General features: G+C 67.0%; 8 protein-coding genes and 1 pseudogene. 4 read left to right on the plus strand and 5 right to left on the minus strand.

What is annotated here, in order from left to right; translation table 11 throughout:
• The first annotated feature begins 233 nt into the window (after positions 1-233).
• On the plus strand, positions 234-2,978 hold the full coding sequence (locus EDF69_RS00490; protein ID WP_132883418.1) for a DUF5695 domain-containing protein: 2,745 nt from the start codon (positions 234-236) through the stop codon (positions 2,976-2,978).
• A gap of 40 nt (positions 2,979-3,018) precedes the next feature.
• Here the strand turns inward: EDF69_RS00490 and EDF69_RS00495 are convergent, their stop codons facing one another.
• The 3 genes from EDF69_RS00495 to treF form a co-directional block, all read right to left on the minus strand.
• The gene (locus EDF69_RS00495; protein ID WP_132883417.1) at positions 3,019-3,894 is read right to left on the minus strand and encodes a manganese catalase family protein; all 876 of its coding nucleotides are present in this window, start codon (positions 3,892-3,894) and stop codon (positions 3,019-3,021) included.
• A 143-nt stretch (positions 3,895-4,037) separates the two neighbouring features.
• Positions 4,038-4,502, minus strand: coding sequence for a MaoC family dehydratase (locus EDF69_RS00500; RefSeq protein ID WP_132883416.1), 465 nt, complete (start codon positions 4,500-4,502; stop codon positions 4,038-4,040).
• A gap of 10 nt (positions 4,503-4,512) precedes the next feature.
• On the minus strand, positions 4,513-6,090 hold the full coding sequence (gene treF, locus EDF69_RS00505; RefSeq protein ID WP_132883415.1) for an alpha,alpha-trehalase TreF: 1,578 nt from the start codon (positions 6,088-6,090) through the stop codon (positions 4,513-4,515).
• 379 nt (positions 6,091-6,469) lie between these two features.
• Between treF and EDF69_RS00510 the strand changes: the two genes are divergently transcribed.
• Together EDF69_RS00510 and EDF69_RS00515 are read left to right on the plus strand one after the other, a co-directional pair.
• On the plus strand, positions 6,470-8,923 hold the full coding sequence (locus tag EDF69_RS00510; protein WP_204991277.1) for a TonB-dependent receptor: 2,454 nt from the start codon (positions 6,470-6,472) through the stop codon (positions 8,921-8,923).
• Between the two features lie 242 nt (positions 8,924-9,165).
• A complete protein-coding gene (locus EDF69_RS00515) occupies positions 9,166-11,067 on the plus strand; it encodes a glycoside hydrolase domain-containing protein (protein WP_132883413.1) in 1,902 nt (633 codons plus the stop codon).
• A gap of 97 nt (positions 11,068-11,164) precedes the next feature.
• Here EDF69_RS00515 and EDF69_RS00520 read toward each other — a convergent pair whose 3' ends face one another.
• Both EDF69_RS00520 and EDF69_RS00525 read right to left on the minus strand, forming a co-directional pair.
• Positions 11,165-11,476: a hypothetical protein gene (locus tag EDF69_RS00520; protein ID WP_132883412.1), complete on the minus strand. Its 312-nt coding sequence runs from the start codon at positions 11,474-11,476 to the stop codon at positions 11,165-11,167.
• Between the two features lie 59 nt (positions 11,477-11,535).
• Positions 11,536-11,687: pseudogene (locus EDF69_RS00525) on the minus strand (transposase domain-containing protein); the annotation flags it as partial.
• Between the two features lie 341 nt (positions 11,688-12,028).
• On the opposite strand from EDF69_RS00525, the gene EDF69_RS00530 reads away from it, so the two are divergent.
• On the plus strand, positions 12,029-12,316 hold the full coding sequence (locus tag EDF69_RS00530) for a hypothetical protein (protein WP_132883411.1): 288 nt from the start codon (positions 12,029-12,031) through the stop codon (positions 12,314-12,316).
• Positions 12,317-12,440: the final 124 nt, after the last annotated feature.

A 12,440-nucleotide genomic window follows, 5' to 3' on the forward strand; every position in this document is an offset into this window, starting at 1 on the left:
AACGTGGCTGCCCCTACCAGCAGTTCCCTACGGCTGCTCTCGATCACATGCCTCTCCCCTGAAATACGGTATACGATTACGGTGCGCTTCCCGCGCCGTCAACCGCTGCCATTCCTCATGGTAGTTCAAACATCGTATAATGTATTTGACCTACGGAGACTCGGCTGGTTTCATGCCGGTGAAGATACTGCCGTTGCTGCACCCTTGCCGCCGCAGACTAGGAGCCCCGCCGAATGCACGTCCTGCGCACCCTGCCCCTCGTCGCTCTGCTAGCAGCCGTGCCGCTGGTCCCGGTCCTGCAACCCGCCTGGTCGCAGGAGAAGCCGGTCAAGAAGGCGGCGAAGCCGATCCCGCGCACCGCGTATCAGACGGCGGTCTTCCGCATGGAGCTGCGCAGCGACACGGGGACGCTCGCGCGTCTCTCCCCCAACGCCGAGCCTGCTTTCGACTTCGTGCCGGGGGCGCGTGCGGCGGAGCGGGCCGAGGACGGCTATGTCCATCTGGGCGACCTCAACCTGCGGCTGCGCACGCCCGGCGGCGCCTGGCAGGACTTCGCCTCGTCCAAGAAGCGTGCGCCGCTCCACAAGCTCGCCGCGCGGCCGGGGACGCTCGCGGCCGCCGATATTACCGCCAGCATGGGCGCGGGCTTTCCGCTGAAGGTGGAGCGGCGCTGGGCGATCGAGGGCAAGGCGGTGGCGCTGCGCTTCACCCTCACCAACCCGGGCAGCACGCCGATCGAGATCGGCGGCCTCGGCATGCCGATGGTGTTCGACAACATCATCACCGACCGCGAACTGGAGACGGCGCACGCGCAGGCGAGCTTCGTCGACCCCTATATCGGCCGCGACGCCGGCTACCTGCAGGTGACGCGCCTGAACGGCAAGGGCCCGGCCCTGCTGGTGATCCCCGAGCGCGGCACCCCGCTGGAGGCCTATCGCCCGATCGCGGAGGCCCGCCACGCCAAGCCCGGCGACATCTTCACCGACCGCAGCCCGCGGGGCCAGACCTCGGAAGGCTTCTACGACTGGACGGTGGCCAGCAAGGGCTTTGCCGACAAGGAATGGAAGAACGCCGGCGAGCAGTGGAACACGCCGACCAGCATCACCCTGGCACCCGGCGAAACCCGCACCATCGGCGTGCGGCTGGTGCAGGCACCGTCCATCCGCGGCATCGAGAACACGCTGGTGCAGCAGGCGCGGCCCGTCGCCGTCGGCATCCCCGGCTATGTCGTGCCGACCGACATGGATGCATCGCTGTTCCTCAAGAGCAGCCAGCCGGTCATCAAGGTCGAGAGCGAGCCCGCCGGCGCGCTTACCGCGACTCCGGCGGCGCCGGTCAACGGCTGGGCTCGCTATGCGGTGCGCGCGAGCGGCTGGGGCCGGGCGCGCCTGACGATCACCTATGCCGACAACAGCGTCCAGACGGTGAGCTATTTCATCACCAAGCCGCTCGAACAGGCGGTGGCCGACCTCGGCCGCTTCTCGACGACCCGGCAATGGTATGACGACAAGGCCGACCCGTTCCGGCGCGGCCCCTCCGTCATGTCCTATGATCGCGAGGCGAACCGCATCGTGACGCAGGATGCCCGCGTCTGGATCGCCGGCCTGAGCGACGAGGGCGGTGCCGGCGCCTGGGTCGCCGCGATGATGAAGCAGCTCGACAATCCGGTGCCGGAGGAAGTCGCCAAGCTCGAGCGGATGGTGAACGAGACGGTGGTCGGCAAGCTGCAGGTGGCGAGCGGCCCGCAGGCGGGCGCCGTCAAGAAGAGCCTGTTCTACTATGAGCCCGGGCAGCACCCGGGCTATTACGAAGAGAGCCTGAACTGGAAGAACTGGACGGCGTGGACGAAGAAGCAGTCCGACGACCTCGGCCGCTCGTACAATTATCCACACGTCGCGGCCGGCCATTGGGTGCTCTACCGGCTCGCCCGCAACCACACTGGCCTGGTAAAGACCCATGACTGGCGCTGGTATCTGGAGCGTGCCTATCAGACCACGGTCGCGATGATGCGCGATGCGCCGCACTATGCGCAGTTCGGCCAGATGGAGGGCGACGTGTTCGTCGACATCCTCAAGGACCTGAAGCGCGAAGGGATGGCGCCCGAGGCGGCGGAGATGGAGCGGCTGATGAAGGGCCGCGCCGACCATTGGAAGACCCTGCCCTATCCGTTCGGCAGCGAGATGGCGTGGGACTCGACCGGCCAGCCCGAGGTCTATGCCTGGATGCGCTACTTCGGCCACCAGCCGCAGGCCGACGAAACGCGCGAGGTAATCCTGGCCTATGATCCGGCGGTCCCGCACTGGGGCTATAACGGCAATGCGCGCCGCTATTGGGACTTCCTCTATGGCGGCAAGGTCCCGCGGATCGAGCGGCAGATCCACCATTATGGCTCGACCCTCAACGCGGTGCCGCTGTTCGACGCCTTCCGCGCGAACCCCAAGGACACCCACCTGCTGCGCGTCGCCTATGGCGGGTTGATGGGCGGCATCACCAACATCGACCGGGAAGGCTTCTCCAGCGCCGCCTTCCATTCGTATCCCGACATGATGCAGTGGGACGCCTATACCGGCGACTATGGCATGGGCTTCTTCGGCCACGCCTATGCGACGGCGACCTATCTGGTGAACGACCCGACCTTCGGCTGGCTCGCCTATGGCGGCAACCTGAAGCAGCAGGGCGGCACGCTGCACGTCGAGCCCAAGGACAGCGCGCGTACGCGTCTGTTCGTGGCACCCGCCGGGCTGTGGCTGACGCTGGAAGCGGGCAAGATCGACGCGGCGGACTATGATCCGGCAAGCGGCCAGGTGACGCTGACGCTGTCGAGCAAGGAGCGCTTCACCCCTGCCGCGCGCCTGCTGGTGGAGACCACGGTGGCGGGGGCACGCTCCTATGCGATCGACGGCGCAACGGTGGAGCGCGGGGCCTATACGATCCCGCTGGCAGGCAGCGGTACGCGCGTGACCCTCACGCCCCGATAGGCGGAAGTGGGAGCGGCGGAGGACCGCCGCTCCCGTTCCTTCAGGATGCAGCCGGCGGGGTCGGCACCTTCTGGGTGCCGTAGAGGCGCGGGTCCGTCGGCCCGAGCTCCAGCGGCGGGCCCATGGCCGGTGGCTCGGCGATGAATTCGAACTCGCCCTTGCCGTCCATCGACGGGCCCGATGCCCAGCGGCCGGTGGCGCTTTCGCCACCGCGCGAGTGCTGGAGATATTTGTACGCGAATTCCTCGCGCTGCAGTTCCTGGGGGAAGGTGATCGGGTTCGGCGTCTCGTCCAGCCCTTCGGCCTCCAGTTCCGCGATCGCGGCCAGCCACTGGTTCTGGTGCATGGTGTCGCGCGCGATCAGGTAGCTCAGCATGTCCTTCACGCCGGGATCGTCCGTCATGTTGTAGAGACGCGCGGCCTGGAGGCGGCCCTGGCTCTCGGCCGTCACGTTGAAGCGGAAGTCGGCCAGCAGGTTGCCGCTCGCGACGATATAATCGGCGGTCCAGCGGTTGCCCTGCGAGTCCACCGGCATGGCGCCGCCGCCGCTGACGATCGCGTGCTGCGGGCTCATCGCGGCGAACACCACGTCGTCCACGCGTGCGCCGCCCATCACCGCGCCCACGATCGAATCCTTGGCGGCATGTTCCTGCGCTTCCACCGGAGACTGTTCGAGCAGCCGGGCAACCATCGTCGCCAGCATCTCGACGTGACCGATCTCCTCCGTGCCGATGTCGAAGGTCATGTCGCGATACTTGATCGGGCCGCGGCTGTTCCAGGCCTGGAACATATAGCCCAGCATCACGCTGATCTCGCCCCATTGACCGCCGATCAGCTCCTGGAGCTTCTTGGCATACAGGGGATCAGGGCGCTCGGGCGTGCAGTTGTAGGCCGCCTCCTTGATGTGGATGAACATGCGAAACTCCTCCGATTGCGGTGACGCCTGAGGAAACCTGCCGGCCTCTGGCATCCCGCAAGCGCTTCGGGGGAATTGAAGGTTCGTATCGTTGCGACGGAAGGTGCCGCGCAGCGGACGTTACGCGCATGGATTCTACTAGGTTAACTTTCACCCTCGGGCGTTGGGCGCGCGAAGATCTGCACGAGATTCGTGTAGCGCATCGCGGTGCGGCCATGCTGATTGCGGACGGTGACGCCGATGCGCACCACGCCCCGGTCGGGCTTGGTTCGCGACCTGTTGACCTCCAGGACCTCGCGGCGTGCGCGCAGGACGTCGCCTGGCCGCACCGCCTCCTCCCAGCGAAGCTCGTCCAGCTGGAGCCCCAGCAGCGGCATGTCGCCGAACGGGCTGGTCTCCACCGTATCGCGCATCACCAGCGCGGCTACATGCCAGCCGCTCGCGATGATGCCGCCGAAACGCCCCTGCGCCGCCGCCACCGGATCGACGTGCATCGGCTGCGGATCATAGACGCTGGCAAAGGCGATCACCGCATCCTCGGTGATCGGGATCGGTCTCCCTTCCCAGCTTTCGCCGACGGACAGGTCTTCGAGGTAACGAGCAGACATGGAAGCCCTTTCAGCGGGTGCGGACCGGCGCGCCGATATCCGGGTAGCGCTCCAGGATCGCGCTCGCCACGCCGTTGGTCCAGCCGAAGCCGTCCTGCGTCGGATATTCGCCGCCGCCGCCAGGCTTGCGCTCCTCGACATCGTATTTCTCGAGCATCTTGCCGGTCTCGGCATAAGCGGTGGCGACCGTATCGATCCAGCGACGGGCGATCTCGCGCGCGAGTTCCGGCTGGCCGGAGCGTTCCAGGCCAGCGATCGCGATCCACTGGAGCGGCGCCCAGCCGTTTGGTGAATCCCACTGCTGGCCGGTCCGCAGCGGCGTGGTCCGCAGGCCGCCGGTCGCCAGCAACGTCCGGCGCACCGTCGTGGCGACGGCGGCAGCCTGGCTGGGAGACGCGGCACCCGCGAACAGCGGATACAGCATCGCGGCGGACGGGCGCGGCGTGGCGGCGCGCGCGACGCGGTCCCAATCCGCATAGCGCCCCTCCTTCGCCACCCAGAAATAGCGGTCGAGCGCAGCGCGGCGGCGGGTCGCAAGGTCGCGGAACTGAACCGCGCAGCCCTGGTCGCCCGCGGCCGCACACCGGCGTGCGATCGATTGCTCCAGGATCAGCATCAGGCTGTTGAGGTCGACGGGCACGATGTCGGTGGTGCGGATCGAGGCCAGGCGCCGCGGATCGGCGAGCCACCGGCTGCTATAGTCCCAGCCGCTCTCCGCCCCTGCGCGCAGGTGCCGGTAGAGGGTTTCCGCCGGGCGCGACGGGTCTTCCTTAGCGGTGGCGACATCCTCGGCATAGGATTCGTCGCGCGGAAGCGGGCGATCGTCCCAATAGCGGTTGAGCAACGTCCCGTCCGGCATGCGCACCACGCGCGCACAGGCCCCGGACGCATCCAGGCACGCGGCGCCCTGCATCCAATAGCCATGCTCGCGCTTCAACGCCGCCAGCCGACGCGCAGCGAGTGCGGGATCGGCATCCTTCGATAGATCGAGCATCAACGCGAAGAATGGGGGCTGCGAGCGGCCGAGATAGTAGGTTCGCATGCCGTTGGGGATGTGGCCGTAGCGTTCGATCGTGTCGGTGAAGTCCGCGAGCATCGATTCCACCAGCGGCTGCTGCCCGTCGACGGTCAGCCCCAGCATCGTGAAATAGCTGTCCCAGTAATAAATTTCGCGGAAGCGCCCGCCTGGCACCACGTACGGCGCCTGCATCGGCAGTGCCGAGCTGCCCGCCGGCACCGGCTCGGGCTGGCGCACCAGCGTCGGCCAGAGCGTGCGGATGTGGCGGCGCAGGTCCGCGGCCTCACGATCGTTGACCCCCGGCACGACGAAGTTCTGGAGCACGAAGGCGCGCAACGCCTCCGGCGTGGTGGGCGCAGCGCGGCGATACTCCGCCAGGATGGCGTCCGGCGCGCGCTTCGGCACCGCATCGACGAAGGTCTTGCCGTCCGGGAAGATGCGCCCGGTCTGCACCGCGCTGAAGAGCGGGCCGTAGATGTCGGCAGGCGATTGCTGCTGCGCGCGAAGCGGACTCGCGACCAGTACCGAGAGCCCAAGCAAGCTGCCGATCAGCGAACGCGAAAGCTTCATGTCTTGTCCTCTCGTCAGCACGGGCGCGCCGTTCGTGCCCAGATGCCGGTCCAATAAGGCTGCGGCAAGCGACGGGCCTCATCAAGGTCCGAGCGAGCGAGCCCCCTTTTGCCCCCACACAGCCCTCCCGCGACAGCTATTCCTGCCGAAAACCCCATCCGCAAGATCAGCACTCCAGAAGCCGTCCTCGTACGTCGATCCTCTGTGGCAAGAAAGCAGCAGTGAAACGGCCTTGTACCGTACACCTATCGCAGCAACTGAAATGAAGTACTATACCAGCTCTTGGGATGAAGATTCCACATCAAGAACCGGCCAAGTTAGAGCCGGGTCGTACAAGTGTAGGGGATGAGACATGCTTGCCATATCCATTCGTCGACTGATGATCGGTACCGCTACCGGAGCGCTGATGACGGCACTCCCTGCACTCGCGCAAACGACCACGGACGGGGCGCAGACGACCGACAGCGCCCAGCGCGCCGCGCCTGAGGAGGGGCTGGTCGATACGAGCCAGCCGAATGGCGAGGAGATCATCGTCGTCGGCACGGCCGGCGGCGGCACGCGCCGGCAGGACGCGGCGTTCGCGGTAACAGCGCTTTCCAACGACGCCATCGAACGCGCGGCGCCGAACAGCACGGCCGACATCCTGCGCGCGGTGCCCGGGGTGATGGCGGAAAGCTCCGGGGGCCAGAACGGCGCCAACATCTTCGTCCGCGGCTATCCGTCGGGCGGCGATGCGCAGTTCGTCTCCTTCCAATATGCCGGCGCGCCGGTGTTCGCGCCGCCCACCCTGTCGTTCCTGGAGAATTCGCAGCTGATCCGGCTGGACGAGACGGTGCAGCGGATCGAGGCGGTGCGTGGCGGCACGGGATCGCTGTTCTCGCTCGGCCAGCCCGGACTTACCGTCAACGTCGTTCCGCGGATCGGCGGCAGCGAGTTCCACGGCTTGGCCAAGCTCTCCTATACCGATTACGACGAGATCCGCGGCGATGCCTGGGTCTCCGGTCCGCTCGACGAGGATACCGGCTTCATGGTCGGCGGCTTCTACGCCCAGGGCAATGGCATCCGCGACCCCCGCTTCCGCGCCGAAAAGGGCGGGCAGATCACGGCCAATGTCCATCATGATTTCGGCGGCCGCGGATCCGTGGAGGTCTATGCGCGCTACTTGAACGATCGCGGCGCCTGGTTGCTGCCCATCCCGGTGATCTCCGACAGCGACGGCGACATTCGCGCCTATCCTGGCTTCGATCCCGGCACCGGCACGCTGCTGGGGCCGGACACGCGGATCACGACCAACGTGGTCGGCCGCACCCTCGACCTGCGCGAGGGCCGCGGCGCCAAGATCGTCAACACCGGCATCAACTTCGAATACGAGGTCGCCGAGGGGCTGCGGCTGCGCGAGCGCACCAGCTTCCTTGGCGGCAATGCGGATACGCTCGGGCTCGTGCCGGTCGAGGCCCCGGTCGCAGCGTCCGCCATGGCAGTGACGCTGGGCGGCGCCGGCTCCACCGTCGGCGCGCTCACCTATGCGAGCGGCGGCGGCGCGGTCGAGGGCGGTGCCGACGCTCGGGTGATGCGCGCCGGCATCTGGGAAGTGCGCAAGAAGATCTCGTCCTTCGTGTCGGACACGGCGGCCGAATGGAGCACGGGCAAGAACAAGCTGACCGCCGGCTTCTTCTACACCAACTATACGTCGCGCGATTCCTGGGTGCTGGGCAACCAGGTGCTGCTTGCGGCAGAGCCGAATGCGCGCCGCCTGAACCTGACGCTGAACGGGGGCCGCGCGGCGACGCTCGACGGCTTTACGAGCGGCCCCGCATTCCAGGTTCGCGCGAACTACGAGGGCGAGGACTATGCCCTCTACGCCGTCGACGAACTGCAACTGACTCCGCAGCTGCGCATCGACGGCGGCATCCGCTGGCAGCGCCATGCCGTCGATGCGACGCTGCGTACGCCGATCGCGGGCGGCAACGTCAATCTCGATGGGGATCCGCTGACGCTGTACGACAATTCCGTCACCGTGCTCGGCGGCCCCCGCACGATCCGCTATCGCAACGACGCCTGGTCCTGGACGGCGGGCGCCAACTACGACTTCACCGACGAGATCGGCGTCTTCGCCCGCTACAGCCGCGGCAACAGCTTCCCGCAGTTCGACAATCTGCGCGAGGCCACGGCCGAGAACATCGCCAACGATACCGGACTGGCGGCCACCGCGGAGGTCGATACCTATGAGGGGGGCGTGAAGATCTCGACCGGGATCGCCAACCTCTATGCCACCGTGTTCCACAACAAGTTCGATGGCCTGGCGACCACTTCGCTGATCGACAATGTGCCGGTCAGTTCGAACGGCGGCGCCAAGGCGACCGGCGTCGAAGTGGAGGGTGCCGTGCGCCCGACGTCCTGGTTCAGCATCACGGCGGCCGGCACCTATCTCGACGCCACCTATCGTGACTTCTTCACCGGCAACGGCACCATCGACAACACCGGCAACCAGGTGCAACGCCAGCCCAAATGGATGTGGCGGGTGACGCCCGCGGTCGACGTGGATGTCGGCAACCTGCGCCCGTCGATCTTCGCCACGCTGCAATATACCGGCGACCGCTTCTCCGATCCGGAAAACCTGCAGGTGCTGCCGCACTTCTACCAGCTCGACGCGGGCGTCTCCCTGGAGGTGTCGCAGCGCATCCGGCTGCAGGTGACGGGCAACAACCTGACCGACGAGATCGGCCTGACCGAGGGCAACCCGCGGATCATCGGCGGCCAGGGCACGGGTCCGATCCTTGCCCGTCCGATCCTCGGTCGCTCGTTCCGGTTCAGCGCGGCGTTCGAGTTCTGACCGTGCGGTGAAGCGGCGGGAGGTCCTGAAGGGCGCGCACGGATCGGCGGAACGGCGGTAGAGGGCTTGCCCGCTCTGGACACCGGGAGGTGGCCGGGCAAAGGAGCGGCAAGCTGCTCGCCTGCTGGAGGGAATGAATGCCGATATCGCCGAGCGCCGGCGCCGGGGGATTTCCCGCGCCGCGCGATCCGAAGGGACGTGGCATGCCGTTCCCCATCGCCGCTCCTCGCTCAGCTGGGCCAATGAAGCGCGCCCTGATCGCCGCCGGTGCGGCACTGGCGTTCACGGCGCCTGCAATCGCGCGCGAGAAGCCGGTCGACCTCGTCGATCCCTTCGTCGGCACTCTCGCCGATTTCGGGCAGCTCTCCCCCGCCGCCGTGGCGCCCTATGGCATGGTGCAGCTGGGACCGGACACCAATCCTGCCAACCACGCCGGGTACGACTATGCGGCCCGCAGCCTGCGCGGCTTCTCGCACACGCGTGCGGTGGGCGTGGGCTGCGGGGGCGGCGGCGGCGACCTGCTGGTCTCGCTGCTGCCGGAGGGCGCTGGAGCGCTCGTGCCGCTCGACAAGGCAAGCGAGCGCGCAGGCGCCGGGCGCTACCGGGTCATTTATGCCAACGGCATCACCGCCGACATGACCGCGACCCGCGGCGCCGGCCTGCTGCGCTTCACCGTCGCCCAAACGGGCCGCTACATGCTCCGCTTCGATGCCGCGCACGCCTACACCCGGCGCCATGCCGCCCGGCTCACCGCCGAAGGCACCGACCTGCAGGCGACCCTGACCGCCGGCACCGTCTGCGACGAGGGTGCCTATACGATCCACAGCGCGAGCCGGATCACGGTGGACGGAACGCCGCGCGCTGCCACAGGGACGATCACCGGCAACCAGGCATCGCTTGCCCTCGATCTGCGCCGCGGCGCCGTCGTGGAAGTGCGCACGGGTCTCTCGACCGTCGATGCCGCGGCGGCAGCAGGGGTGCGCGACACGGAGCTCGGCACCCGATCGTTCGCGACGGTGCTCGCGGGCACGCGTGCGCGCTGGCAGCGGGAACTGTCCCGCGTCCGCATCGACGCCTCGCGCGAGCAGCGCGCGCTGTTCTACACGTCGCTTTTCCGGGTGATGCAGACGCCGGTCGCGATTGACGATCCCGACGGCCGACACCGTGGCAGCGACGGCCAGGTGCACCGGTCTGCACCCGGTACCACCCGCTATGCCAGCTGGGCGCTGTGGGACAATTACCGGACCCAGATGCCGCTGATCGCGATCCTCGACCCCGATCGCGCCGCCGACATCGCACGCTCGCTGGTGGCGCTGTATGGCGAGGGCAAGCAGCGCTGGTCTACCCGGACCGAGCCGTTCCTGACGGTGCGCACGGAGCATGCCGGCGTCGCGCTGCTCGATTTCTACCGACGCGGCATCCGCGGCTTTGATGCGCGTGCTGCCCTCGCCGGCATGGTACGCGAAAGCGAGACGCTGCAACGCGACACCCCGGACCAGCAGATTGAAGCGGCCTATGATGACTGGGCGGTCGCCGAACTCGCCGGCGAACTGGGGGAGCAGGCGATCACGGAGCGCTTCCGCGCCAAGGCGCTCTCCTATCGGAAGATGTGGCGCTCGGTGTTCGAGAACCTCGGGCCTGATGCCGACGTCGTCAAGGCGCGGGGCCTCTATCAGGGAACGCTGTGGCAGTACCGCTGGGCGCCGGTGTTCGACCTCGACTGGATGGTGGCGACGCTCGGCAAGGAGCGCTTCCTGCGGGAGCTGGATCGCTTCTTTGCGGACGGGCTCTACAACATGACCAACCAGCCCGACATCCATGCGCCCTGGCTCTACGCGGCGCTCGGTCGTCCGGATAAGACGCGCGACCTGGTGCACCGCTACCTCACCGAGCCGGTGGACCACCCCTATACCAACGCCGGCAAGCGCCCCGTCCCCTTCCGCGGCCACAGCTTCGCGCTGGCACCGCAGGGCTATGCCGACGGGATGGACGACGACGCGGGTGCGATGTCGGCCTGGTACGTCTTCGGCGCACTCGGCTTCTACCCGCTGGTGCCGGGCAAGCCGGACCTGGTCACCACCGCACCGTTGGGGAAACACGCTGACATCGCGGCGAAGAACCCGCGCGGAACAAGCCGGAACTAGTCCGGGGAACAGAGCGGCGGAACCGCAGAGCCCACGTAAGCGTCTGCTCAGGACCGTCGACTGGGAAGAAGTGATGAGCTGCGGAGGGCTGGCAAGATCACCTCGTCATGCCGATCCACATGATCTCGACGAAGGCCATTGCCGTAAGAGCAATGACGGCTGCAATCCGGGGACGTGACATCGCGGCCGATGCGAAGCTCGCGATGACGAAGATCGCGGCGAAAGCAAACTCAGCCGTCGGAAAGGCGAAGAACGGCCTTGAGGCATGACGAAAATCGTCCTGAGCTTCGAACCAGCCTTGCATGCGCTTTGTTTCAAGCATCGTCCAGAACAGCCATATGGCGCTAATGATGGGCAGCACATAGCGCGCTACGTGGTCGCCGGCGGTCTTGATGCGGGATGGCGTCATGTGCCGATTGTAGATGAAGGGGTGCGGCAAGCCATCGCTTTCGTCTCTTGGATGGAACGCTACGTGGTCCAGTTCCGCGGTACGAGTTCGCCTATGCGGTTGACGGGGTACCCGTCGGCGATGCGCGTAAGCACGTCGCGCAGCCAGGCTTGGGGGTCGACAAAGTTGAGCTTGGCGGTCTGGAGAGGGTGTAGATCGCCGCTGCCCGCTCGCTGTAGGTCCGCCGGCGCTCCGTCCGGGTAATGACCTCCATCTGCCCCATCTCCTGACCTCCTTCTGGACTCCAGGAGGAGACCACAGGTCCGGACATTGACGCCTACGCCGCCCCCGGCAACACGCGGCTCACCGGACGCTTACGGCGAGCGTGCTGTTTGGCGCCAGTTCGGCTGAGGAGGCGGGCACGGCACACCGCGACCGTTTCCACGCGGGTAGGCTATCTCCAGGTCCTGAACGCGTATACCCCGGACGCAACAAAGCCCGCGAGGTCGTTAGACCAAGCGGGCTTTGGTGTTTGGTTGCGGGGACATGCAGCCACCTTGATTTGCTGACTCGTTGCCGGTGCTGATGCCCGGATCGGGGCGATCACAGTCCACGACCGCTACCGACCCAATTTCCGCCACTGAAATCGCCCGCGCGGTTCCCGAAAACGGACGTTTGTCCGCCGGACCTGCAACGACCGCTCTCGCCAGAATTGTACTTACACTGGCCGAAGGGACACATGTCTCGGTGTGGATCACGCGCCCGATTGCGGGTGCCGCCCGCTTCATGTTGATCGGCTTCTCGCACCGCACGATGTGCCCGAAGCGCGGCGGATTGCTGACGCATTGTGACCGCTGGTGAATACGAAGGCACCCAGCAACCCGCGCCGCGAAGGTCCGCCTGTATTCACTGCCCGTCTCCCGATTGCACTACATCCCGAACCGGTGGCAGCAAAGAAGGTTTCGCGACCTTCCGAATACAGCGG

It is taken from the genome of Sphingomonas sp. JUb134 (genome assembly GCF_004341505.2).
Classification (GTDB): Bacteria; Pseudomonadota; Alphaproteobacteria; order Sphingomonadales; family Sphingomonadaceae; genus Sphingomonas.